The sequence below is a fragment of the Ornithinibacillus proteolyticus genome (genome assembly GCF_039581225.1).
Lineage (GTDB): Bacteria > Bacillota > Bacilli > Bacillales > Amphibacillaceae > Ornithinibacillus > Ornithinibacillus massiliensis.
The window spans coordinates 46,480-70,963 of record NZ_JBCPXV010000013.1 but is presented as its reverse complement, the minus strand read 5'-3'; the positions used below and the strand labels follow the sequence as shown (position 1 = coordinate 70,963).

23 protein-coding genes are annotated in these 24,484 nt (G+C 37.8%); 6 read left to right on the top strand and 17 right to left on the bottom strand.

The annotated features are described in order from the left end of the window. Positions 1-21: 21 nt before the first annotated feature. From AAIB49_RS08470 to AAIB49_RS08400, 15 genes are all read right to left on the bottom strand, one after another. Positions 22-1,557, bottom strand: a complete 1,536-nt coding sequence (locus tag AAIB49_RS08470; RefSeq protein ID WP_343457798.1) for a response regulator — start codon at positions 1,555-1,557, stop codon at positions 22-24. Continuing rightward, positions 1,532-2,995 (bottom strand): sensor histidine kinase, encoded by a 1,464-nt coding sequence (locus tag AAIB49_RS08465; RefSeq protein WP_343457797.1) that lies wholly within the window; start codon positions 2,993-2,995, stop codon positions 1,532-1,534. The genes AAIB49_RS08470 and AAIB49_RS08465 overlap by 26 nt, the downstream gene beginning before the upstream one ends. Next, a complete protein-coding gene (locus tag AAIB49_RS08460; RefSeq protein ID WP_343457796.1) occupies positions 2,988-3,968 on the bottom strand; it encodes a sugar ABC transporter substrate-binding protein in 981 nt (326 codons plus the stop codon). The genes AAIB49_RS08465 and AAIB49_RS08460 overlap by 8 nt, the downstream gene beginning before the upstream one ends. A gap of 414 nt (positions 3,969-4,382) precedes the next feature. Continuing rightward, positions 4,383-5,501 (bottom strand): sugar ABC transporter permease, encoded by a 1,119-nt coding sequence (locus AAIB49_RS08455; protein ID WP_343457808.1) that lies wholly within the window; start codon positions 5,499-5,501, stop codon positions 4,383-4,385. Between the two features lie 69 nt (positions 5,502-5,570). After that, positions 5,571-7,091 carry an ATP-binding cassette domain-containing protein gene (locus AAIB49_RS08450; RefSeq protein ID WP_343457795.1) on the bottom strand — a complete coding sequence of 507 codons (1,521 nt, stop codon included), beginning with the start codon at positions 7,089-7,091 and terminating at the stop codon, positions 5,571-5,573. Between the two features lie 77 nt (positions 7,092-7,168). Next, positions 7,169-8,284: a sugar ABC transporter substrate-binding protein gene (locus tag AAIB49_RS08445; RefSeq protein ID WP_339216286.1), complete on the bottom strand. Its 1,116-nt coding sequence runs from the start codon at positions 8,282-8,284 to the stop codon at positions 7,169-7,171. Positions 8,285-8,599: 315 nt separating this feature from the next. Further along, positions 8,600-9,007, bottom strand: a complete 408-nt coding sequence (locus AAIB49_RS08440) for a DUF3221 domain-containing protein (RefSeq protein ID WP_343457794.1) — start codon at positions 9,005-9,007, stop codon at positions 8,600-8,602. 636 nt (positions 9,008-9,643) lie between these two features. Further along, a complete protein-coding gene (locus AAIB49_RS08435) occupies positions 9,644-10,396 on the bottom strand; it encodes an AAA family ATPase (protein WP_339216290.1) in 753 nt (250 codons plus the stop codon). Between the two features lie 95 nt (positions 10,397-10,491). After that, positions 10,492-11,982 carry a PH domain-containing protein gene (locus AAIB49_RS08430; RefSeq protein ID WP_343457793.1) on the bottom strand — a complete coding sequence of 497 codons (1,491 nt, stop codon included), beginning with the start codon at positions 11,980-11,982 and terminating at the stop codon, positions 10,492-10,494. Then, entirely contained in the window at positions 11,982-12,470 is a 489-nt protein-coding gene (locus tag AAIB49_RS08425) for a PH domain-containing protein (protein WP_186869160.1), read from the bottom strand. Before AAIB49_RS08425 ends, AAIB49_RS08430 begins: the two co-directional genes overlap by 1 nt. A 38-nt stretch (positions 12,471-12,508) precedes the next feature. After that, entirely contained in the window at positions 12,509-13,003 is a 495-nt protein-coding gene (locus AAIB49_RS08420) for a hypothetical protein (protein WP_343457792.1), read from the bottom strand. Between the two features lie 280 nt (positions 13,004-13,283). Next, the gene (dnaB, locus tag AAIB49_RS08415) at positions 13,284-14,570 is read right to left on the bottom strand and encodes a replicative DNA helicase (RefSeq protein ID WP_343457791.1); all 1,287 of its coding nucleotides are present in this window, start codon (positions 14,568-14,570) and stop codon (positions 13,284-13,286) included. Beyond that, entirely contained in the window at positions 14,551-14,892 is a 342-nt protein-coding gene (locus AAIB49_RS08410; RefSeq protein ID WP_343457790.1) for a replicative helicase loader/inhibitor, read from the bottom strand. Before AAIB49_RS08410 ends, dnaB begins: the two co-directional genes overlap by 20 nt. Next, on the bottom strand, positions 14,892-15,617 hold the full coding sequence (locus AAIB49_RS08405) for a DnaD domain-containing protein (RefSeq protein ID WP_339216299.1): 726 nt from the start codon (positions 15,615-15,617) through the stop codon (positions 14,892-14,894). The genes AAIB49_RS08410 and AAIB49_RS08405 overlap by 1 nt, the downstream gene beginning before the upstream one ends. Positions 15,618-15,645: 28 nt before the next feature. Continuing rightward, a complete protein-coding gene (locus tag AAIB49_RS08400; protein WP_343457789.1) occupies positions 15,646-15,834 on the bottom strand; it encodes a helix-turn-helix domain-containing protein in 189 nt (62 codons plus the stop codon). A gap of 449 nt (positions 15,835-16,283) precedes the next feature. Between AAIB49_RS08400 and AAIB49_RS08395 the strand changes: the two genes are divergently transcribed. The 4 genes from AAIB49_RS08395 to AAIB49_RS08380 all read left to right on the top strand — a co-directional run bounded on the left by AAIB49_RS08395 (position 16,284) and on the right by AAIB49_RS08380 (position 19,477). Continuing rightward, a complete protein-coding gene (locus tag AAIB49_RS08395) occupies positions 16,284-17,189 on the top strand; it encodes an aminoglycoside phosphotransferase family protein (protein ID WP_343457788.1) in 906 nt (301 codons plus the stop codon). 172 nt (positions 17,190-17,361) lie between these two features. Further along, complete coding sequence (locus tag AAIB49_RS08390; RefSeq protein ID WP_343457787.1) at positions 17,362-17,778, top strand: hypothetical protein; 417 nt, start codon at positions 17,362-17,364, stop codon at positions 17,776-17,778. A gap of 96 nt (positions 17,779-17,874) precedes the next feature. Further along, positions 17,875-18,090: a hypothetical protein gene (locus tag AAIB49_RS08385; RefSeq protein ID WP_343457786.1), complete on the top strand. Its 216-nt coding sequence runs from the start codon at positions 17,875-17,877 to the stop codon at positions 18,088-18,090. Positions 18,091-18,349: 259 nt separating this feature from the next. After that, positions 18,350-19,477: a CAP domain-containing protein gene (locus AAIB49_RS08380; protein WP_339216309.1), complete on the top strand. Its 1,128-nt coding sequence runs from the start codon at positions 18,350-18,352 to the stop codon at positions 19,475-19,477. 144 nt (positions 19,478-19,621) lie between these two features. On the opposite strand, the gene AAIB49_RS08375 is transcribed toward AAIB49_RS08380, so the two are convergent. Both AAIB49_RS08375 and AAIB49_RS08370 read right to left on the bottom strand, forming a co-directional pair. After that, positions 19,622-22,519 carry a DEAD/DEAH box helicase gene (locus AAIB49_RS08375; RefSeq protein WP_343457785.1) on the bottom strand — a complete coding sequence of 966 codons (2,898 nt, stop codon included), beginning with the start codon at positions 22,517-22,519 and terminating at the stop codon, positions 19,622-19,624. A gap of 59 nt (positions 22,520-22,578) precedes the next feature. Further along, a complete protein-coding gene (locus tag AAIB49_RS08370; protein ID WP_211741879.1) occupies positions 22,579-22,977 on the bottom strand; it encodes a (deoxy)nucleoside triphosphate pyrophosphohydrolase in 399 nt (132 codons plus the stop codon). A 358-nt stretch (positions 22,978-23,335) separates the two neighbouring features. On the opposite strand from AAIB49_RS08370, the gene AAIB49_RS08365 reads away from it, so the two are divergent. After that, the gene (locus tag AAIB49_RS08365; RefSeq protein ID WP_343457784.1) at positions 23,336-24,112 is read left to right on the top strand and encodes an ABC transporter substrate-binding protein; all 777 of its coding nucleotides are present in this window, start codon (positions 23,336-23,338) and stop codon (positions 24,110-24,112) included. Between the two features lie 57 nt (positions 24,113-24,169). Then, positions 24,170-24,352: a hypothetical protein gene (locus AAIB49_RS08360; RefSeq protein WP_343457783.1), complete on the top strand. Its 183-nt coding sequence runs from the start codon at positions 24,170-24,172 to the stop codon at positions 24,350-24,352. The last annotated feature ends 132 nt before the right edge of the window (positions 24,353-24,484 follow it).

The following is a 24,484-nucleotide window of genomic DNA, read 5'->3' as shown; positions in this document are numbered from 1 at the left end:
TTAGCCCCCTTATCATGCTAATTACTTCCCAAGAATGGCATTCTGATATTCCTTCGGTGATACATGGACGATTTTCTTAAACACCTTACTGAAATAATTTGGTTCATGGTAGCCGACTTCAATTGCGATCTCTTTAATACTTCGCTTCGGATCCTGCATGAGCTTTTTCGCTTTTTCAATACGGCATTCTGTTAAAAAGTCTATATAATTGATTCCCATCTTTTCCTTAAATAATTTACTAATATAAATCGGACTTAAGCCGATCTCTCTCCCGATCGCTTCAAGCGAAATTTCTTCATGGGAATGCTCTGTAATGTATTGCTTAATTTGTTGCACCGTATCTGCTTCAAGCTGATGATAGTGCTGGACATGACTTGTATGTAACTGCTCCAATAATAGATTCGTCTCTGTACGAAGCTGGCGATAATCCATTGTCTGAAACGCATATAGTGGCGATTTGGTTTCGATACGTAAATCCTGTAATACCCGTGAGATGAGCCATAGCACTTCTAGCATTCGTTGCTGACTATAGACTAAGCTTGCCCCCTTCTGTTCAAAAAAGTGGATTAAATGGATGATTTCGTTTCGAATTTCCTCCCACTGTCCGAGTTTAACGTAATCCGGCAGCTGCTTTTTTAATTGGTTTAGTCGTTGATCAAATAGCGCTTCCTCAACCTTCTCTATCTCCGCATAAAAGCGGTATTTCCCCGGAGATAAATAGTCTGTGACGGCAACCAAGGATTCTTGATACGATTGACGAGCTTGGTCTAGTGCGGGATATACATTACCAATCCCGATGAACCAGCCCATCTCCTCCTTCTGATTCGTTACGGAAAGAATTTTACGTGCAAGTGCAATTGCTTGAGAACGAAACGATACACGATGGTTACGGCAAACGATAATGGGTAGCTGATTCCCCGACCATGCTCCGACTAAGCAGTACCCTGATTCTTGTGTTTTTTCCTTTACTAACGTGTAAAGCTGTTCCGAGCTTTCTGGCATGAGAACATTCATGACAAACACTTCTTGCTCCATGTCAATATCGAGTATATCCACTAATATCGTGCGATTCACTTCATGCACATGCTCAAATAACAATTGTGTCACGAGATCCGTCTCAATGATGGACCTCGTTTTTTGGAATACGATCTTCTGTAACTCACTTTCGGCTTTTGCCTTTTGCTCCTGTACAATTTCCTTTAACACCTTGCCAACTATCTCGATAATATCCACCGCTTTACTTGGCTTCAGTAGATAATCAGAGGCACCTAATGTAATGGCCTTTCGCATATAATCAAACGTATCATATGCGGTAACCATGATGAATTTAGTGTCAGGGCTGTCTTGCATTATAGTCTCCATAGCTTCTAATCCATTGATACCAGGCATTTTTATATCCATTAAAATTAAATTAGGTTTTAAGACTTTCGCTTTTTCGATAGCCATTTTCCCATTTCTAGCTTCGTTTATCAGAAGACTTGGAAAGGATTTTTGTAAAATAGCCTTCATGCCATCTCGTTCAATTTGTTCATCATCTACGATTAGGAGCTGCATCATGGCCTTCCCCCTTTTCCTTCCATAGCTTTAAAACAACTTTTGTATAACGATCGACGACACTTTCCATTTGGAAAACATCATCCCTGCCATAATAAAGCCGTAAACGAGTCATCACATTACGGCATCCAATTCCAGTGGACTGCTCTTCTTGCGATGTATAATTACCAGTTACAATTTTCTCGATTATTTCCTGTGGCATCCCGACCCCATCATCTTCTATTTCGATGGTTACCCACTCCACATCATCTCGAATACGCACCCATATATTTCCGCCATCTTCCTTAGGCTCTATCCCATGTACTACTGCATTTTCAATAAGTGGTTGCAGTGTAAGGGTTGGTATTGGTATCGTCAGACAGGACTCCTCAATCTCCATGTGAACATGAAGCCGATCGGTCATTCGCGCCTGTTGGATCTCTAGGTATTGCTTTAATACCTCTACCTCATCCCCGAGTGGTACTTTCCGGTCCATTTGCTTGAGATTATACCGTAATAATCCTGCCACATTGACTAATAAATCACTCGTTTCCTGTGCTCCTTCTAAATACGCCTTCTTTGATATAGCATTTAGCGTATTAAATAGGAAATGAGGGTTGATTTGACTTTGCAAACTACGAAACTGGCTTTCTTGCAGTAAAATTTTATTCTGCTGTAGTTCATGTTCCAGCCTCGCTTTTTGCTGTGTTTCGATAAATAGCTTATTGATATTTTTACGCATATGGTCAAAGGTTTTAGCAAGAAACGCAATTTCATCGTTCGTTTCTACTTTAACCTGTAAATCAAATCGTCCTTTCGAAAGCTCGTTTGCCGCTTCGGTAAGTTCGAGTACAGGCTTCGTAATACTTCGTGAGAACCAATATGAAAGAATAAGTAGGACAAAGGCAATTAATAAAATAATCCATATTCCCAGTTCCTTTAACTCATTCGATTGTTTAATCATTCCTACGTAAAATAAGTCATAGGTCTTTAATTCCTTCTCCATAAGTGATAACGTCATATCGGCTATATGATTGGAAATACTACTAGCTTCAGCAAATTCCTTCGCCTGAGCCTCTACCTCATTTTCTGCGTAATATAAGAGGAAGCGATTCGTCGATTCGATAAAACTATCAATCAGGTTGCTATAATTCGTTATCGTGAAATTATTATCAACATTTCTTAGATGGAATACTTGCTCCTTCGCTTGTAAAACTGCTTTTTTTCCATTTTCGATTTGCTCCATATTATGCGGAGTTGGATTCAACATAAAATCATTGACGTTATTGATTACTTCTTGACTTGCTGTCGATACTTCATTCAAGCTTAAGTAGCGCTGCAAGATTTCATTGTATTGATTTAATGTTTTATTATTATAATAGGTAAGCGCAATCCAAATAGAAGACATAATCACAAGCATAATAGCGGAAACAGTCCATATTTTCTTTTGTATTTTACTCATAAAAAGCAGCTGCCTTTAACACATGAATGTCAGTTAAATAACCATCTGTATCGAGTGGTACGACGTCACCGTTTAACCATTTCGTTAATAAGTCAACACTTTGTTTGCCCATTTGCTCTGGTGATTGTTGAATAATCGCATTTAGTGCACCTTGTCTAAGTAAGGATAGTGATTCCGGTCCTTCATCAAAAGAATAGATATAGAACGGCTCAACTTGGTAGCGCTTACTTATTTCTTGTACAATAGCACCGGCGCTATTGGCGTTAACCGCAATAAACGCATTGGCTTGAGGTACTTGATTTAAGACCTCCTGTGTAACCGCGACCATATCCTCCCGTGTGTTGGAGGTCCCTGCGTAATGTATCGTTATCTGTTCATAATCCTGCAATACGGCTTCAATCCCGGCAATTCGTTGCTCCTGGTAATACTCGACATTTCGATTAAACATGAGCACCACATCCCCAGTATCTCCCATATCGGCAAGCATTTGTTTTGCGATAAGCTCACCAGCCTTATAGTGATCTGAGCCCACATAGGTTCTTCGCAGACTCTCTTCGATTGGTACATCATTCGCTATTGTCATAATCGGAATACCGTAAAAGGAAGCCTTCACCTTTGTTAATTCTTTAAAATCTTCCGAATCAAGCCCTTGGACAATGATTCCATCTACCTTCGACTGGATGGCAACTTCTAAATTCGTTAAAAAGTCCTCCTGATGGCCACCATAATTCCCCCATACCTCAAGACTTACTCCGAGTTTCTTAGCCTCTCGTTCTGCTGCTCTACCTACCTGATCCCAAAAGGGTGTATCGATATCTTGGGTAATCAGTACTAGCCGGTATGCAGATTGGCTTTCCTTGATGGAGGTTGGCATTTCCCAATCGGATTCGAAGACATGAATTGCTGATGTAGTCGTAAAAAAGCAGAGCACAATAAATATCATACTAAGTATAAGCAGAGATGTCTTACGCAAGAGAAATACCTCCATTCTCTATTTCTTTACGGTAAAATTGGTAGTCGTGTAATGAATGAATATTCATTATCATACCACCATATTTATTGATACAACAAATTAATTTTACTGAGGATAGTAGATTGGTAGTGTAATGGGAAGGGGATGTATGCGTTTCGGAAGGGAAAATTAGGATGAGGATGGGATAAAACTAAAAGAATTAAATGTAAAACCGAATAATTCACGATACTAGCTCCGGAAATATACGAAGACTCCAGCGGGAAGATAGGCATAGGTGAGACCCCGCAGTGCGTAGCACGAGGAGGCTCAACAGCCGCCCGCGGAAAGCGAAGTATATTTCCGGAGCGTGGTCGTAGCTGATCATTCGGTTTTTACTTTAAGATAAATTCTTTTGTCCCAACCTCATTTTATCCATTAACTAGCACGTTTTCTAGTCATAACATCAAATATTACTGCTAAGGCTAGGACGCCTCCGCGAATCATATATTGATAGGATATCCCGACTCCAAGCAGGTTCATTCCGTTGGTGAGTGAGGCCATAACGATCGCACCGATAATGGCTCCCGTTACTTTTCCGACTCCCCCTGCTGATGATACCCCACCAACATAGGCAGCAGCAATTGCATCTAGCTCAAATAAAGTACCTGCCGTTGTCGTAGCCGATTGCAGACGGGATGTAAATAATATCCCCGATAAAGCTGCGAGGAATCCCATTGATCCGAACACTAACAACGTGATTTTCTTTACGTTTATACCACTTAGATGTGCCGCTTCTGGGTTACTTCCCACTGCATAAATATGCCTACCAATAACCGTCTTAGTCGTAATAAAATGATATACCATTACAACTACTAAAATAATAATCAGTGTCCATGATAAGCCATTATAGCCTGCAAGAATCCACGTAATATAACCAATAATTGCCGAAACAAACACGAGCTGTAAGATGAAGATTGGTTTTGATACTACTTCAAACTCATATTTCAGCATCTTTCTGCGCTTTGAAATGGAACTATAAATAAAGAATAAAATACCGAAAAGCCCAATTAATAAGGATAGTAAGTGTAATCCACCAATTTCAACAATGGATGGAATATACCCATTCCCAATCGCATTAAATGCATCATTTTGGATAATAATCGTTCCTGATCCTTCAGTTACTTGTAATAAAGCACCACGGAATATCAACCATCCAGCCAGTGTGGCAACAAAGGATGGAATTCCGACCTTAGCAACAAGAAAACCAGTCGTAAGTCCAATCATCGTTCCAATTAACAGAATTAACGGTATAACGAAATATACCGGCATACCAGCACTCATTAATAAAATAGCCGCAATAGCTCCAAGGAACCCTGCTAGGAATCCAATGGATAAATCAATATGACGAATGACGATAACAATCATCACCCCAACCGCTAGAACGGCAATATATCCAGCGGAATCTAGTAAATTACTAATATTACGAGAGGATAAAAATAATCCGTCCGTTAAGATGGTGAAGGTTAACATGATAATGAGTAGCGCAATATACATACCATAATCTCGAATATTATTTTTCAGTAATGATTTTAATTCAGCAAAAAAACTCAATGGTTCCACCCCCTATTGTGTTGCAAGTTCCATAATATTTTCTTGTGTTGCTTCCTCAGCCAATAGCTCACCTTTCATTTCACCTTCTGCCATGACGTAAATACGGTCACTCATTCCTAATACTTCTCCAAGCTCAGATGAAATCATAATGATACTCATTCCCTCTGCGATGAGACGATTCATAATCGTATAGATCTCAAACTTTGCCCCAACATCGATCCCTCTTGTTGGCTCATCGAGAATAAGAATATTCGGCTCAATAAATAACCATTTCCCCAGTGAAACCTTCTGCTGGTTTCCACCACTTAAATTACCAACCAATTGTTCAATAGAAGACGCTTTAATCGTGAGGTCCTTCTTATATTGATCGGCAATCTTTACCTCTTCATTTTCATTAATAACATGACTGACAGCTATCGCTTTTAAATTGCCAATGGAAATATTATTCTTAATATCTTGTGTTAAAAACAATCCATCCCCTTTACGGTCCTCTGTCACATAAGCAATTCCAGCCTTTATCGCATCACTCGTGTGCTTAAACTTCCTTGTGACACCATCGACCTTTAATTCGCCTTGGAGTTTATAAGACTTTGGATTTCCAAAGATACTTTGGGCGAATTCCGTACGACCTGCTCCCATTAACCCTGCGATTCCAACAATTTCGCCTTTTTTTACATGAAAATCTATATGATGAAGAATTTGTTTACCTAATTGCGTATCATAGGCAGACCAATTCGATACTTCCAAAATCGTATCGCCAAAGCTTTTCTTCTCACGCTTTGGATAAATGTCATTAATTTCTCTTCCAACCATATTTTTTATAATATTGTTTTCGGTTATTTCGCCTTTTGAGGCTTGTAGTGTGCAAATGGTGTTTCCATCTCGAAGCACGGTTGCACTATCTGCTATCGAAATAACCTCTTTCAGCTTATGGGAAATCATAATACTAGTAATCCCTTGTTTCTTTAACTCCCGAAGTAAATGTAATAGATTCTCACTATCATCTTCATTTAATGCCGCGGTTGGCTCATCTAATATAAGTAGCTTTACATCCTTGCTTAATGCCTTGGCAATTTCAATCAGCTGTTGTTGTCCAACTCCCAAATCCTTTACTAGACGCTCTGGGTCCACCTTTAGATTTACTTTTTCCAGTACTCTTTTGGCGGCATGAATCGTATTGTTCCAATCCACGACCCCTTTATGGTGGATTTCATTACCGATAAATAAATTTTCATATACGGGAAGGTCAGGAAATAAGGCAAGTTCCTGATAGATAATGGCGATTCCTGCATTTTCACTATCATTTATCGTGGAAAACTGTTGAATTTCACCTTCGAAAATAATATTGCCTTCATAGGTCCCATAAGGGTAAACCCCACTTAATACCTTCATTAGGGTTGATTTCCCTGCACCATTTTCTCCAACTAAACAGTGAATTTCACCTTTTTCGACTTTGAAATTCACATTACTCAATGCTTTAACACCTGAGAATTCCTTGGTTATTTGATCCATCTCTAGAATGTATTCACTCATTGCTCCCACCCTTTTAAGACAAGTTAGAATGGTGAAATAGTAATAGTTTGCCTATTACTACTTCACCTACCAAGCTATTATTCTAGTCCTGTAAATTCATCTGCTTCATAGTAGTCCGTATCAATGAGTTCTGATTTCACATTGTCCTTATTCACTACAATAACGTCGGTTTGTTTTGCTTTAATATCTACAGAGCCATTGTTGTAAGAACCAGTTGTTTCTGGTGTTTTATCTTCTAACACATCAACAGCCATTCCCATTGCATCCGTTACAAGGGTACGAACATCTTTAAATACGGTCATCGTTTGTTTACCATCAATAATGTATTGGATAGAAGCTTTCTCCGCATCTTGACCTGTAACAACAAAGCTAGAAATGGCCGGATCAGATGAGAATACATCGGCAATAGCACGAGCTGTACCATCATTTGGAGCCAGGATTGCTACATCTCCTTTTAAGTCATTGCTTACAGCTGTTAAATGTGTTTCAGCCTTATTCTTCGATTCATTTGGATCCCAGTTCGTTGTAACCTGACCTAAGATCGCACTCATTTCATCACGAGTAAGCTCTGGCTTATCCTTTAATTTCTCTGCTTCACTGGAGTTAGCAATGACAAATGTACCGTCGGCAATCTTTGGCTGAAGTACTTTCCATGCCCCCTCAAAGAATAAGAACGCGTTATTGTCAGACGAAGCACCGGCATATAAATAAAGTGGAACATTAGAGCCTGATGCATGATCAATTAAATATTGCCCCTGTGCCTCACCAACCGCTACACTATCAAATGTTACATAGTAATCCACCGCATCGGTGTCGGTAATTAATCGGTCATAGGCAATTACGGTAATTCCTTCTGCCTTTGCCGCCTCAACTGCAGCACCGGCAGCTGCACCATCATGAGGAGCAATAATCAGTACTTCAATCCCTTTACTAATTAATGTCTCCACATTTTCTTTTTCCTTAGCCGAAGAACCTTGGCTAAACAGAATTTCGGTTGTATGATCAGACCCCTCTAAAGCAGCCTTAAATCGTTCCTCATCCTGCACCCATCTTGGTTCATCCTTTGTAGGAAGAACAATACCTACACTTACAGCTCCACCACTACCACTGCTTGAGTCACTACAAGCAGCAAGTACAAATACTGCCAGGATAGCAACTAATCCTAAGGCAAATACTTTCATTGAATGTTTCAACTTAATCTCCCCTTTTATAGTTCTTCTTTACTACATGTTTCATTATATAAGCGATTCATCCATATGAAAGCGTTAACAAGTGGTAATATTTTAATTTTATCTGTATTTTTTTAACAATGTGTTAACATTTTAAGGACTGTATTCAATAAAATAAGAGCAGGTATCCTACTAACATGTAGAATACCTACCCTTATTTTATTGATCCACCTATTCTTCCTTCGCATTCATGATAATCTCTACCCGGCGGTATAAAAAGAGAACAAAGATTTTTTCTTTGTCCTCTTACATATAAAATAAGTATTGGTGTTAAAAAGTCTAGTCACGCTTAATTACCTCTACATGATAAGCAGAAATTCTACTTGGATTAGATTCTATTAAATAATCACCATAAACGGTTACTTTTTGATTGATTTTAAGGTCATTAAATAATTTGTCATTCTCAGCATCATTATTCTTTGATACTATTGTTGTGATCTCAGAACCATAGTTTGAAGTAAAAAAACCAAATATTCTTTCTCCAATACTTATAGATTCATCTGCTATCCATATTGTGTCAGTTCTTTTAGAGACTATATAACCCTCTATCGTAATATAATTTTCAGGTAGTTTTTGTAAATCACTAGATGTTTCCTTTTCGGATAATATGTCTTTAAAATTTATAGAAAATAATAAAGTTAGTAAACAAGCTAATAGTAACCTTTTATACGGTGGGGGCTTATCCATTTTAAACACTCTCCAACCATTTAGTTTATTACTATTTAGTAGAACCATATAATTAAATAAATTCGTGAAATCTCTTCTAATCTTTGGCCACTAAATGTGTCCTTATTATAAAGGATTCACTCCTTTACCTAATTCCTCTCCAGTTAAAGAATCAATGACAGATTTATCTCTATCCTTATCGTATTTTCAAAAATTATATTAACATATTTTTAAAACTTTACAAATATTTATAATAATCATTTTAAAATAGTTCTAATAGTTTTATAATCATGATAAATAGCAATCTGCAGCTTCACATTAACCACGGTGGAAATAGTATAGCAAGGTTAACAAATATTACATCTTGGTAAACCGGTGCTAATGATTTTAAGTGGATACACAATGGTTCAAGTTATACCAAAAGAGGTAGCCATGAAGTAGGTGTTACTATCAATGGAACGTACGTTTTAGGTATAGTTATGGATGGTAAGCCTCTTGGCTATTCATGGAATAAGCGTTTTGACAGACACCTTAATGTAGGTTTAATTAGATAATTAGTAAAAAGTCGAGTAGTAGAAGGTTATCCCGCTGCTACTCGATTATAATGATACATAGATTCCCTCTTTACTAAACTCGCCCCTCACAGAAAGAACTACCTCACTTCAACAAATGATGCAATAATCGTTCCCTATCCTCAAAGAAGCTTTTCATCGTTTTATAATGTCCTGTTTCTTCTAATGCCAACTCCTCCATTCCCTCTTCCGTAAGCTGAATGATTTTGGCATTTGGATAAGCCATGATGATTGGCGAGTGAGTGGAAATGATAAACTGACTTTCCTCGTTTACTAGCTCATGAATCCGGGATAGCATCGACAATTGTCTTAAAGGAGATAAGGCCGCTTCCGGTTCATCCAAAATATATAGGCCATTTTCACCAAATCGATGGATAAATGCTGCAAAGAATGACTCACCATGGGACTGCTCATGAAGTGATTTTCCACCATAGGAATCAATAATTCTACCTCCAAGTATTTCCTTATCTAACTCCTCAATGTGCGTTGCTACATTATAAAAGGATTCCGCCCGAAAGAAAAAACTATTCTTCGGCCGGTATCCACCTTTTGCAATCCGTAAATAATGATGTAAATCGGAATGGGAGTCATAACTAGAGAAGTTAAAATTTAATGTACCTCCTTCAGGATTAAACCCTAATCCAATCGCAATCGCTTCTAATAACGTCGACTTCCCCATCCCATTTTCCCCGATAACATATGTCACATTCGGATGAAAGTCGATCTTTTCAAATTCCTGGACTACCGGTAGATTAAATGGGAACGTTTGAAAGGATGCTATACTCTCTCGTTTTAAATCGATGCTTTTTAGATATTGTGTATCCTTATCTAATAGCATGGTCACGCCCCTCTCTTTTCTCCATTTCTATACGATTATTTCCTCGGAAATATAGGAATATTGTCGAATGACGACTTCGAGAATTCTATAAAGCACTACTTCACTTGTACATCCTGCCTTCGTTGTAAATACCACGCATTCATCGCAGCCGCATATTCAAACGGAATATCCTGAATCGTCTCGTGACGAGGTGGGATAGAACGATTAATGGTAGTGACAGACGCAACCGAAAAAAATCGCTGTAACACCGATTGCGAATAGTTCATTTCAATCACATTTTTCCTTTTCGTGATAAACATGCTACTCGTAAAGCCCCCATGCCACCACAGAACCTGATCTTCTGTAAAGGCATATTTCGTGTGCACATAATCCAGTATGCGCTGGACAACAATCAACACAAATAGCCCGATAATCGCAATCCACCATGCTTGCTTTATTTGAAAAAGGTCTGGTTTGAAATAAATTAAAGCAATCGTTGCAATTATCCATACCCAGCTTGGCCTTACTAGCTTCACCCATAATGCATTACGAGGAAGCCTGTGCAATGCTACATCTAATTGATAGCTTGGCATTAATTCTTCAATTAATTGATAAGCCTTCGCTACAGGTAAGAAAGGATAAAGTGAATTTACATTTACCTCACCATCTAGAATGCGGTTAGAGGAGCTAATTAATTTCACTTCCGCTAAGCCAAATAACCGCTTAATCCATGTCTGGGTAATCTCCAAGCCTTGAATTTTCCTTTTCTCAATGACGAACTGACTTTCATCCAGTACACCGCGCTCAATGTAGATATGGGTTGCATCAGAGGAAATCTCATATTTCCCAAAACGTATAAACGTTCTAGCAACACCAAATCCAACTGCAACGAAGACTAACAAGATAATCAAGATGGCAACTAACCACTTACTAGCTAGTAACAATTGAAGGATTCCTTCCACCTCATCCTCGTCCGGTAAGAAGGGCTGAATATAATCCCACGCCCCAAAAGCAATGGGAATAATAGCTAAGAAGCTTAGCGATGTGAAGCTTGCCTTCCATAAATCCTTTCGTTCTGGGGTGAAATGAATGGTTCTCCTTGGCTTGGATACGGGTTCTTCCACCGGCACTTGTTCCTCTAGCTCGATATGATTGGTAGTTTCGGTTTCATTCTCTTTACCAGCTCGAACCAAGTCTGTCAAATAGTTCGCATGATCCTTTGTTACCACATCAAAATGAATGGAATCATCCTCCCCATCCATCGCTGTTTCAAATGTTATCGAGGTAACACCAAGTATTTTATGGAAAACCGTTGTTTTTCTCGTTACATTTTGAACTTTCGAGAATGGAATCGTATTTGTCTGCTTCACAAAGACCCCTTTATAGAGGTGAAAGGTGCGCTCATGCCATTCATATTTCTCCACAAACCACGCAAGAACAATATGTATGAGTCGTAATACCGCAATGCTGATAAAGGCATACCGACCATATTCAAAAAGCCAAAACTCAGAATCCTTTCTAAGCACAAATAAGAGAAGAATAATAAAAAAGCTGTTTTTTACAAATTGATAGATTCGAAAAGCAATGGTCAATGGATGGTATCGCATTATTCATCCACTTCCTTCAACTTCGCATATTCGATTAACCGCTCCCTTAATTCGAGCGCTTTCGTTTCTTCTAAAGCTGGAATCACATGGGAAGACCCCATCGTTTCAACCTTAATGGAACGGGTCTGATAGCGTTTCATAATTGGACCTTGTACAGTTGATACGGATTGAACCTTTGTCATCGGAACGGTTACCCATTCCTTTTTCAGCACGCCATAGCTTAATTGTAAATATTCTTCATCCACCTGATAGCTCCAGCTCCGGTACAAATAGATTGGCTCGATAAACGACCAAATAAACCCTATTATCGTAAACACAAGTGCCGCCAGCAATATCCAAAAAGCCCACATCGGCCATGCGAATAGCTGATATAACCAAAATAGGATTCCAACCACTACCAATCCACCCAAATTGGTTAGCGTGTCCGAAATCATGCGTATTTTAGGGAAGGATGGTGATAACGTATGTGCTAATTTTCTATCACGCATATGTAGAGACCTCCTTATTATTGGAAACAGTAGATCCGTTATTTTTTCTTTCTACCATGATATAGCAACTCTATTATTAAGATAATGAAAGCCACTCCTAGTGCAATGATAAAGCTATTCATTTGGTTGATCTTCTGTAATAGCGCGATCCAATAGAATACGAATGTTCGAGAAAGCAGGATAATGACATCATAGATGATCCCTTTTCCAACTATGTATTTTACCACTATCTCTACAATACTATCTATTGTAAAGAGATAAATGAGGATGAAAATGGTCAGCATGATTAATTGATTCGTACTTAACTGTAGAGAAAACAGCATATCGACTACATTTGCTGAACCAAGTATCGTCAATAATAGGATGGCAATCGCAATCGCTGGCATTAAGGCTAGCAATACCGAAACAAACCAAACCATCCATATACTCATCTTTTCCTCTTCTGGTTCTTTTTGATTACTTTTGTACACAAATGCTAAAATCAATACCAATGAAATACTATAGACAACTGCTAACATAATGATGATTTTCATACAACACATCCTATCTATTAGACTTTTTTTCTTTCTAAAATAGATAATAGAGGGGCGTCTGATAACTATAGTACGAAAATACAGACTAAAAGTTTCACGATAATTTTTTTTAAAACAGGGCCAAAACTCCCTCATCCATGATAATTGAAAAGCTGTCGGGGTTCTAGATAGCTATACCTCCATTGTCATCATCCTTCCTAACTTTTCCTAGTGTACCTTTTCCCTTAGTGAATGGACAGAAAACGATCACCTAGGAACTCTAACAGCCTGACTTCCTTTACTATCTACTTATTACAACTTTGTCCTGCTTTCCTGCCTCAAACCGCCCATATTCCCGCTGAAATTTCATTCGTACTGTACCGGTTGGACCATTTCGCTGTTTGCCAATAATAATTTCAATTTGTTCTGCCTGTTCCGTATCCCGATGGTAATAATCGTCCCGATACAAAAAGGCAATGACATCTGCATCCTGTTCGATGTTCCCAGAGTCCCGGAGATCGGACATCATGGGACGCTTGTCCTGTCTGGAGTCTACCCCTCTAGACAATTGTGAAAGTAGCACAATCGGAATATTCAACTCCATCGCTAGTAGCTTTAACTCGCGCGTAATCTCCCCTATCTCTAAGTCACGTCGGTTCATTTTGACTGCCGGTGTAATCAGCTGCAGGTAATCTATAATCGCCACATGCTTCTTCGTTGGTTGTTTATAGACGAGCTTCCGAATGGTTGCCCGAATCTCCTGGACTGTACGCTTCTGGTCATAAATTCGCAAATCCCAATCGGCAATCTCCCCAATAGCCCGGAGTGCATGCTCGTAATCCCGTTGAGAAAATGTCATCCTCCGCCACTTCTGACTGTTAATCAGCCCCTCCGCCGAAATGACACGCTGCAATAATTGCTTCGTCCCCATCTCTAAGCTAAAGATAGCCGCCGTCCCACCATTCTTACAAATCCCTGCTGCAAGATTAAGAGAAAAGGCTGTTTTACCAACGGAGGGCCTGGCTGCAATAATAATTAAATCCCCACGCTGAAAGCCTCCTGTCATCGCATCCAGCTCCCCATAAGTCGTTAACAGTCCCGAGGATACCCCATCCGAAAAGCACATATCATCGGTAATTTCTAACAGATAATCATAGGTCGTCTTCTCCGTTTTATCCACACCAATGGTCTGAAAATCCTGCAGTCGCTGGATTAGCCTATCTAATGCTTGCTCATTTGGGGCCGTGGCATATTGCAATACATATTCCCGTGTCTTTCGATTCCGATATGCATCGAGCATCAGCCGCTCATGCTGGGTAATGCTCTCCGTTGAAGCAACAGATTCCGCCATCTCCAGAAGATAAGTGGTCCCCCCAACCGCCTCGATCGCTTCTCCGAGAAAAGTCGTCACAACGACAATATCGATAAACTCCCCCTGACTGACCGCCTGCTTCATCGCCTGATAGATAGTCTTATGTTTAGCAAAGTAAAAATGCTCCTCCTGCACGGTAATCTGCTGAAATAACGAACCATCTAGCAATACCGCCCCAAGCACCGCTACCTCCGCTTCATAGTTTTCCAGCTTCATAGCCTGACTTCTTCCTCACTAAATTCTGCAATTCCGTATGAAATCGCGCCTTCACTTCAGGGGCTAATTGCTGAGCCTCTTCCGCCCACACCTGCATCTCTTCCAGGTAATCATTTTCCACCTGTATTGGTGCAGCAATATCAGCAATCGTTGGTGGAAAGGGATTTTGCGAAACATAGTGGGTAAGGTTATCCATCACCTGTTGGTAATCCATCTTCTCTAATAGCGGAATCAAAAATGTCATCCGCTCCTTTTTCACATTAAACTTCGGATATAGCTCCTTAATCAACTGTAAAATATCAATTGCTTCCTGCCGGTTCACTAGCCCTCCCTCCTCAATTCATCAAATAACGCCTGATAATCATCCTGCTTATTTTTCGGAAATGGAACAGTCTTTTGCACCTGTTTTAACCGAGCCTTCCGATAAGCTAGCACGTCTTTTACCGTCTCCAGCCCATTTTCAAGCCATTCCTCTAAAATTCTCACCACATACTTTACCGTCCTCGCACCGTTATCCGCCCCATGCTCAATCGCCGCCAAAATCAATTCATCCGACATCTTATCCCTATAGCTGAGCAATTCTTCCCGTCCGAAAATACTCATCATGCCAATATGTGCTTCATAAAAATAAATAATCGCTTGCTCATCCATCTGTCTTTCTTGTCCTTGTCCATGTCTTTGTCTATGTATGGGCAAATATTTTGACCGATAGGGGTCTACAATTTGGACTGCCTGGTCAACAGAATGGACAGATGAGTCAAGTGTTTGGACTAAGGAAATAAGTTGATATTCCCCAGCACACCCCTTTGATCCTTTCTTATAATGAATTAACTTGTTCTCCTTTAGCATATTTCTCGCATTAATAAGCCCCTGCTTCGATAAACCTGTTATTTCCTGAAGGGTAGAATTTGGTGCATTGAACTTCCTTTTCCACCCGACGGTAGCATTCACTTCCATTAAGGCATACCACAAGGAAATTGCACTATTCGTTAGTTTATGCTTCTTTGCCCATTTTCGAAAAGCCATCGTTTCCAAATTAAAATCCATTATCATTCCCTCACTTTCCTAGCTTTTTTTATTCATTTTCCAGACTCTTCTTCGCCTCGTCTTGTACCCATAAATCGATGGAATCCTTCGTAAATAAAATCCGATTCCGTAGCTTTAGATGTGGAATCTGCTTTAGCTTGACCATGGTGTAGATCGTATCCGTGTGCACACCTAGATAATTGGCAACTTCCTTGACCGTTAAAGTTCGACGTTCCATGATAGACCTCCTTTCCTTTAGCAAGTTGTTGGTTTATTTCGGATTGTTTTGGTTCTTCATAGTTATAATCGTGGCGAGGGAGGAAAAAGAGGCATTGGTGGTGAAAAAATTTGTTAGGATTGAGTTGAATGATAGAAAGCATTTTTGTTTAGGATGGGAATGGTTTGATTGTTTTATAGGACAATATAGTATTTACTTGATATATTGATACACCTAAGTTCTAAGAATCTAAAGTGATGACAAAGGACTTCTAAGAATAATTAATATTGCATTTTGTCACAGCTACGATAATGCAATATAATGAAATCCAGAGTGATAGTTAGATATTGATACGAAACCAACTAGCAGGCCTAAAAGTATGGAGGACAGGTTTAATGAAAGGAAGAAATCCATTTTTTCATAGATAACTAGATTATAAAGTTAATTTCCATAATACCAGGGGTGAGGTTGTGAGTGAAACATTAATAAAACAGATTCCAATAATAAGCGATTACAAAGAAATTATTGAAATTACAAAGGGGTTTTCCTCAGATGAAAAATTTCTTATACATATGCAAGATGGTAACAATAAATTTCTACTTCGGATGTTTGATTTAGAAGAGTTGGAAGTAAAGAAGACAGAATACTCTATTTTAGAAAAGATGCAGGATTATAATGTTACCTGTTCAAAACCGATTTCAATTGGTGAGGTAGGTAATCGAGGATATATGGTCACATCCTATATAGAGGGCAAGGATGCTGAGAATGAAATCCTAAAATACTCAGAACAAGAGCAATTGAATATTGGTATTGAGGCTGGAATAGAATTAAGAAAAATGCACCAATTATCTGCTCCAGCACATATTTCTTCGTGGTATTCAAGGAAAGTTGCAAAACATAACAAATATATAGATGCCTACTTAGATTGTGGGGTAAAAGTTAAAAATGATCATATCATCATGAATTTTATTGATGAGAATATTCATCTCATGAAACAACGCCCGAACGTATTTCAACATGATGATTTTCACCTTGGAAACATCATTGTGAATAATAAAAAATTCGCGGGAGTTATTGACTTTGGCAGGTATGATTGGGGTGATCCTATTCACGAATTTCTGAAGATAGGAATTTTCAGTCGTGGAGTAAGCATACCCTTTTCAATTGGACAAATCAAAGGTTATTTTAATAATAAAGAACCAGATGAAGCTTTTTGGAGATTGTATTCACTATACTTAGCAATGTGCGTTTTCTCCACTGTAGTATGGACTTTAAAAACTATTCCAAACAACATGAATGAGATGTTAGATAAAGTGTATATGTATTTAGAAGATCATGATTACTTCAGTAGATTAAAACCCAAGTGGTATCAATAGAATCTTCCATGATGTCGGGGCAAGGTTATAAGGCGGTCTTTGAATTGGATCGTCTTTTTCTATACGATTAATCCTATATTGGAATATTATGTTAGTATTTAGATAGTAGTTATATACGAATAAGCAAGATTAGTAAGGAAATGTAACCATTTAATGGCATTGAGGTAAAGTTATGAAAAAACTAGTTTTGTTAATCCTCGTAATGGGGATCAGTTTGGTTGGATGTAGTCAAGATGCACCTAATAGTAATAGCGAAATGAACCTTTCCACAAAAGAAAGAGTTTATAGTAATACGTGGGACGGTAATCCTGTAATAGTTAAACAAAAAAATAGTAATGGGAACTATGAACTAATTAATGAAATAGATGATAGGGAAGTAGTTAATGAAATTATCGAGGCTTTAGATAATGCCGATTGGCAAGAGAATATCAAACTTGATATACGTCCCCCAGATTATCAATTTACTTGGAATTCTTATGAACACCATGTTTGGTTAAATGAAAATGGAACATTAGAACTGATCATCGTCGACAATCGAATTATGTTACGTTATCTGAAGCAGCTTCCGAGAGGGTATTTGAAATCTTAACTGGAAAACAATGATAAATTTCATAAGCGGGCGCACGCGTTAAACAAGGTGAGCAAGTTAGTTTTTAAGGAATCTATGTTAGATGGAGGGATTATATTGAAAGATAGAGAGACTAATGAGTTTGAGAATACGATACATGCTATTAATCATCTTTCGGAAGAGGATGCTAAATCGTTGTTAAAATTAACCTATGGATTTGTTAATACTGCTATGACGGGGAATGGCGGGGATAAAATGAAATTAGAAGTTGTCGATAAGCTATCAGATATTTATAAACAAATTCCAGAATTAAATGAGTTAAGAGATAGATAAAAGCGCTTTGTTTAAACACCAATAATACGAAATAGAATATTACATGCTTATTTGGAATTTTTAATAGTACAAGATCGCTTCCCATTTCATAGGAATGTTAATTTTCAGTAAAAACTCCGAATCAAATAAGCAATTACTGTTTCCTTTGAATAAACATTGTCGTATAATATTTTAATTCTCAAACTACTATTTCCCCACCCTTTTGTTCATACTGTTATTACGAATAATCTAGAAAGCTATAAAAATAAGGATGACGATCATGCCTAAATTAAGAACTATACTATTTTTAGTATTATTGATAGGGGTACTTTGGCATTTTTATGGTGATGCCTTCCAGGAATCTGGCTACCGAGGTACTTATGACAAAATGAAGCACGATGTAGAAGAAATAATGGATAGTCCCAGAATTGCCTTAACACTGGATACCCTTAAACAAGAATTTGAGCTTCTCTGGAATAAGTTCAGCTCGAATAAGGAGAATACTTCTCCTACAGAACCAACACCAGAAGCGCCAAAATTAACGCAGCCGACAGATCAAACCTTTTCAATCCATAATATTGAAATTGGTGATATGCGCTCCGAGGTGGAAAAACAAGTTGGAAAACCAAAGCGTTCCACATTAAATGAATACGGCGTCGAATGGGCTACCTACCATGAGAATTACCATAACTTCCTCATGGTAGCGTATGATTCCTCAGACAAGGTTGCTGGACTATACACGAATCAAGACTTATTAGCATCGAAAGTCGGAATAACATTCAACAGTTCGAGAAATGACGTATTGTCCACTCTAGATGACCCGATTAAAGCGATTCGCAAGGGGAGGATTCTCTACCAGGTACAAGAAACCGACGAGTACAATACCTTTCTAATCGATAACAATTATGTCACGATCTTTTATGATCTGCATGAAAACAATAGAGTGACTGCTATTCAAATCATCAGCGCTGATTTAGAAAAACAGAAAGCAGCCTATTTTGGAGATGCAACACCTGCATTACAACAAGGATTAGAATATCAATTATTCGACCTTACGAATGCTGAACGAGTAAAGCGAGGGCTCTCTGTCCTTTCTTGGGAAGAACCATTACGAAAAACAGCCCGTGATCACAGTGCAGACATGGCGAAGAATAACTACTTTAGCCATGAAAACCTAGAAGGAAAATCCCCCTTTGACCGAATGGCCGACGACGCCATATCCTTCCGTGGAGCTGGCGAAAACCTCGCAACCGGTCAACCAAGCAGTATCTTTGCCCATGAAGGATTGATGAATTCGCTGGGTCATAGGGAAAATATCTTAAAAGCTGGATTTGATTCCTTAGCGGTTGGGGTTGCTTTTAATGAGGAGAATCAGCCGTTTTATACGGAGAATTTTTTGAGGAAGTGAGTGGGGTTTGGCTGGGATCTCTTTCGATTATCTATCCCAGCCAACAATCATTATAAGGACAAAATGCTTTAAAGGTAGAGTCGATGACTGTTAAAAATTCGACTTATCCTTGGGCTGCCTACAGTATCCAAAAAAACTACAATGTTAATCGTTTATCCCCTCTACTATATACCGATATAACCTATTATCAACAGGTTTTTCCATGATCATATTCATATGAACTACCGGTATTTGGTTGCCATTTTTATCAAGCATAGTATCTTGTTTGACCGTTTTTTTATCAGGATTAGCCTTTCCAAGGTAATAAAAACTGCTGCCCTCATCATCATCCTTTTTAACAAAGAGATGAATATCCATGTTTTTTTCCTCAGCATGGATAATTTTTTGGACTTCTTTTGATTGTAGTGTTCTATTACTTCTTGTATACCATTTAAATGTTTCGGGTGTTATGAATTCGTCACCATAGTTAACACTTGATTCTACTTCTTCATCCTTGTGGTAAGTTACAAAGATTGGGCAAGTACCATGTTTAGGCTTATAGCCGTACATAGTGGAACTCTCATCATTATTCCAGTTTAGGAGCTTACATACATCCTTTCTTGAGTATTTCTCATATAAGGTAAGTGATTGATTACAAGCATACTTGTGACTTTTTTCAAAACCACTTTCTACTATATCATTTAGAGAATGACGAAAATATTCATTAGATTGAAGACTATTTTTTATTGTTTCATTAAATGCGTATTCCTCATCACTAAATATTACTATTGGCTCTTCTCCATACTTTTTCTTATCTGATTGAGTAAAGAAAGAGAGATCAAATATGCGACGCACAGAGTCTATAGTCCCATCATCAGTTGAACATCCAGATTCACGTAAAGTATTTATATACTTTTCTTCGGTCACTCTCATATTCCCCATAAGTAATTTTAAAAGCACTAATTCATGCTTTCGTTTTCCGTTTAAAAGTTCAATGGATACCATTGTAAGTACTTTTTCCTCATAAGAACTTAATCCAGGAATTTCTTCATTCATCTTCAAAAGAAACTGATAGTAGTTTTTAAACTTATCCACTATAACTGTTGGATCAATAGAATGGTTAATAACAAAGTCAATTAAATCTGGTACTCTTCCTAACCTATTTTTTAAATTCATATAAGCTTCTCTTAAAACTTTAACTGCTGTTAGATTACTATTGTTAATAGACTTAAAGATTTGCTTTCTAGCAATTTCTTCAAAGTTTACTGTTGAAACCCCTTTAATATAACTAGTTTCTGATGTTTGTCTTCTAATATTATCTTTATTCTGCGACTTATCTCCAGACAATGCTATTGGGATAAGGTAATTGTTCTTATAATTTCCAATAAAATCAATTACTGTAACAAAATCCTTTGAATTATGTTTCCTTAATCCACGCCCAAGTTGTTGAATAAAAATAATACTGGATTGCGTCTGTCTTAACATAACAACTTGGTTTATACTTGGGATATCAATACCTTCATTAAAAATATCAACCGTCAAAATATAATCCAATTCACCATTTTCTAATCTAGATACTTGTAGCATTCGTTCTTCTTGGGAATTTTCCCCCGTTAAAGCTATCGTCTTTAGACCTCGATCATTCAATGCATGTGATAGTTTGACTGCCTCTTCCTTCCGACTACAAAACATTAAACCTCTAACTTTTTCACCGGAATATCCATAATAATTAATCTTATCTAGAATGTGATTCACACGTTCTTTTGTAACCAATCTTGAAAGAATTGTAGTATCGTCGATTAATTTTCCTTCATATTCCAAGTCAGTCACACCAAAATAGTGGAACGGACAGAGCATATCTTCTTCTAATGCTTCCTGTAATCTAATTTCATAGGCTATGTTATAATTAAACAACTCATAAATATTAAAATCGTCAGTTCTCTCTGGAGTTGCAGTCATACCCAATAAGAATTTCGGGGTAAAATAATCAATGACCTTTAAATAGGATTTCGCACCTGCTTTATGTACCTCATCAATTAAAATATAATCAAATTCATCACGGCTAAAATTCTCTAATTTCTCTTGTTTCGATATCATTTGTATTGTTGCAAATAAATATCTCGCATCAGTCTCATTACTTGAACCAGACAGTATTCCGAAATCTTTCTCCAGTCCTCCTAAAATTCTCTTAAAATCTGATTTAGCTTGATTAAGGATTTGTTCCCGATGGACGATAAACAGCATACGTCTTGGTGCAAATTGTCTTACATCAAAAGCTGAAAGATACGTTTTACCTGTACCAGTTGAAGAAATTACCAATCCTTTATCATGCCCTTTACTTCTTAGAGCATTAATTTGCTTTAATGCAGCTTGTTGCATTTTATTTGGGGTAATATTCAACGCTTCTTCTAGTGGATTATGATTATAATCCACCGGGAAATCTAGCAATTTTTCTGCAGACTTAAAATCTATCGGAGTAAAATTCTTTTCATATTTATTTATCCACCCATCATTCAAAGGTGTGCTCTGTTCCCAGATTTGTTCGAATTGCTCCTTAAAATGATGAATTAATTCACCATTTTCATGTGATGTAAGTTTGACATTCCATTCGTGATTCACTTTTAATGCCTTCGCAGTTAAATTAGAACTACCTACCACTAATGTGTAATAATTTTCTCTTTCAAATATGTACCCTTTAGAATGAAAGCCTTCTACTTCAGCTAATCGTACCTCTACATTTGTAATCTTTAGTAATTCTTTAAATACTTTAGGCTGATTAAAGTTTAAAAATGTAGACGTTAAGATACGTCCTCTAATGCCCTTTTTCTTCAAGTCCAATAAATGTGATTTCAATGTAGCTAAGCCACTCTCAGTAATAAATGCTACTGAAAATAAAAAACTCTTACAATGATCTAACTCCTCTACAATTGAAGTTAAAACGTTCTCATTATTTTGCTGGTTATTCATCAATAATTTAGGAGAATGACTACCATAACTTTTAATTTTGCTATCTATAAACCCTTTATGTAATGCTGATTTTAAATCATCGATTAGTTGCTCCATTAATACCATCCTTCCTCCAGCATAACCTTATACGAGATTAACTTATTATAGTGAATAGACTATAAATTAACTTCCTCAGCTAATTTATTTATTGCTGGAATATCAGCTGGTGCCCAGTCTAAAGTTTGGAGTTCACTGGGTTGCAACCACTTTATATTTACATGTTCAGTTAATATAGGATTTCCTTCATTAAGCTTGCAAATAAAAGTTGTTAGGTGAACAATTCCAAAATCATATTCATAACTTGTATGTTCGACTTGATCTCCAACTTCAATTGTACATTTCATTTCCTCTTTAATTTCTCTTTGTAAAGCTTCTTTAGGTAGTTCACCTTTTTCTATTTTTCCACCAGGGAACTCCCACTTATATGCCAACGATTTACCAGGACCTCTTTGCGCACACAAAATTTTTCCATCTTTTACTATAACTGCTCCAACTACATGTATATCTTTTTTCATATTTTCCTCCTGATAGTTCTTATTACTTATAATAACATTATAACTTATTAGGAAGAATACTTGAAATATATATGAAAAGGCTCAGGGACATGACCTTCTTCTAACCAAATACAATGAACTAATCACAATAAAGCCTGCTTAACCTCTTACATCTAGCTTCAACAAAAACCATGGAGAATAATTCAGTTTCTCCGATCATGTTAATCGTATAATATTAAGAAAACCCATGGGATAAAGCAAAAAAAGTAATGCATATATTTTTAACTGTATATTGAACCTTGTAGTTAAAAAGCCTACTTTTCCATTTATCATTTTGCTATAATATCTCTAAGTTTTATGACGAAAGGAGGTCCCACCCATGCAAACCATCCAAGACCACCTAAACCGAACCCTAACCCTCCCCCACCCACCAAAACGAATCATCTCCCTAGTCCCAGCCATCACCGAAACGATGTACCACCTAGGACTAGAAGATAAAATCGTTGGACGCACAAGATTCTGTATTCATCCAAAGGACAAAGTCCAACAAGCGATAAACATCGGGGGAACAAAGGAAATTAAGCTTGACCGCATTCATGATTTAAAGCCTGATCTTATTATCGCGGAAAAAGAAGAGAATACGAAAGAGATTGTCGAGACACTTGAGCAGTTTTACCCTGTCTTCGTCTTTGAAGTGAAAAGCATTGCAGATGTTTATCGGATGATTGCTGATGTGGGAAGATTAACGGAGCGAGAGGTGGAATCTACCAATCTAGTAGAAGGAATTCAACGCGAAATCTCACATCTACCAAATGTAAAGGGCAAACGCGCTGCCTATGTCATTTGGCAAAGACCGTACATGGTCGTGGGAAAAGACACATACATTCAATCGTTACTTACGGAAATGGGCTTTACTAACCCCTTCACAGCGCTGGAAGGCAGATATCCAGCAGTCACAGAAGAAGATTTTCGCCAAGCAGAGCTTGATTTCATCTTATTAGCCACCGAACCATACCCATTCCGGGAAAAACATATAACAGAATTTCAAGCGATGTTACCCGATGTAAAACCAGTCATTGTCGACGGGGAGATGTTTTGGTATGGGGCTAAGATGATACAGGCTGCTGCTTATTTTAGAGAAAAGTTCTCAGGATAATGAAAGAATAATCTGTTTATTTGTGGTAAAATGTGATGATAAAGGAGAGAACATCCTATGCACTGGAAAAAATACGGAATACTTTTACCACCCTTTCTCATCATTGCTGTTCTATTGGCAATTTATCTTCCTATAGGTCAAAAATATTTCGCAACACTAGTAGTCCTATTATTTTGGGTATTCTACTATGCTTGGATTTTTATCGAGAAGAAGCGAGGAAAAGATAATTCCGCATCCTAGATGCTCCATTTTGTCTAGCATTTACGGAAAATTCCATATCCAATATAAAAAGAAGTAACCGCCCCAAGTCCAATGAATCGCGCTTACTTCTTTTTTCATCATACATCAAAATGGCCAACTTAGATTGCTTGT

What these genes read in the sequence shown, in the direction of transcription:
- AAIB49_RS08365 (WP_343457784.1), top strand. Translation starts at nt 23,336, where the DNA reads ATGCAAACCATCCAAGACCACCTAAACCGAACCCTAACCCTCCCCCAC.
- AAIB49_RS08450 (WP_343457795.1), bottom strand. Translation starts at nt 7,091, where the DNA reads ATGAGTGAATACATTCTAGAGATGGATCAAATAACCAAGGAATTCTCA.
- AAIB49_RS08455 (WP_343457808.1), bottom strand. Translation starts at nt 5,501, where the DNA reads ATGTATATTGCGCTACTCATTATCATGTTAACCTTCACCATCTTAACG.
- AAIB49_RS08420 (WP_343457792.1), bottom strand. Translation starts at nt 13,003, where the DNA reads ATGAAAATCATCATTATGTTAGCAGTTGTCTATAGTATTTCATTGGTA.
- AAIB49_RS08470 (WP_343457798.1), bottom strand. Translation starts at nt 1,557, where the DNA reads ATGATGCAGCTCCTAATCGTAGATGATGAACAAATTGAACGAGATGGC.
- AAIB49_RS08400 (WP_343457789.1), bottom strand. Translation starts at nt 15,834, where the DNA reads ATGGAACGTCGAACTTTAACGGTCAAGGAAGTTGCCAATTATCTAGGT.
- AAIB49_RS08360 (WP_343457783.1), top strand. Translation starts at nt 24,170, where the DNA reads ATGCACTGGAAAAAATACGGAATACTTTTACCACCCTTTCTCATCATT.
- dnaB (WP_343457791.1), bottom strand. Translation starts at nt 14,570, where the DNA reads ATGAAGCTGGAAAACTATGAAGCGGAGGTAGCGGTGCTTGGGGCGGTA.
- AAIB49_RS08465 (WP_343457797.1), bottom strand. Translation starts at nt 2,995, where the DNA reads ATGAGTAAAATACAAAAGAAAATATGGACTGTTTCCGCTATTATGCTT.
- AAIB49_RS08435 (WP_339216290.1), bottom strand. Translation starts at nt 10,396, where the DNA reads ATGCTATTAGATAAGGATACACAATATCTAAAAAGCATCGATTTAAAA.
- AAIB49_RS08430 (WP_343457793.1), bottom strand. Translation starts at nt 11,982, where the DNA reads ATGCGATACCATCCATTGACCATTGCTTTTCGAATCTATCAATTTGTA.
- AAIB49_RS08390 (WP_343457787.1), top strand. Translation starts at nt 17,362, where the DNA reads ATGAAAAAACTAGTTTTGTTAATCCTCGTAATGGGGATCAGTTTGGTT.
- AAIB49_RS08425 (WP_186869160.1), bottom strand. Translation starts at nt 12,470, where the DNA reads ATGCGTGATAGAAAATTAGCACATACGTTATCACCATCCTTCCCTAAA.
- AAIB49_RS08375 (WP_343457785.1), bottom strand. Translation starts at nt 22,519, where the DNA reads ATGGAGCAACTAATCGATGATTTAAAATCAGCATTACATAAAGGGTTT.
- AAIB49_RS08380 (WP_339216309.1), top strand. Translation starts at nt 18,350, where the DNA reads ATGCCTAAATTAAGAACTATACTATTTTTAGTATTATTGATAGGGGTA.
- AAIB49_RS08370 (WP_211741879.1), bottom strand. Translation starts at nt 22,977, where the DNA reads ATGAAAAAAGATATACATGTAGTTGGAGCAGTTATAGTAAAAGATGGA.
- AAIB49_RS08405 (WP_339216299.1), bottom strand. Translation starts at nt 15,617, where the DNA reads ATGGATTTTAATTTGGAAACGATGGCTTTTCGAAAATGGGCAAAGAAG.
- AAIB49_RS08440 (WP_343457794.1), bottom strand. Translation starts at nt 9,007, where the DNA reads ATGGATAAGCCCCCACCGTATAAAAGGTTACTATTAGCTTGTTTACTA.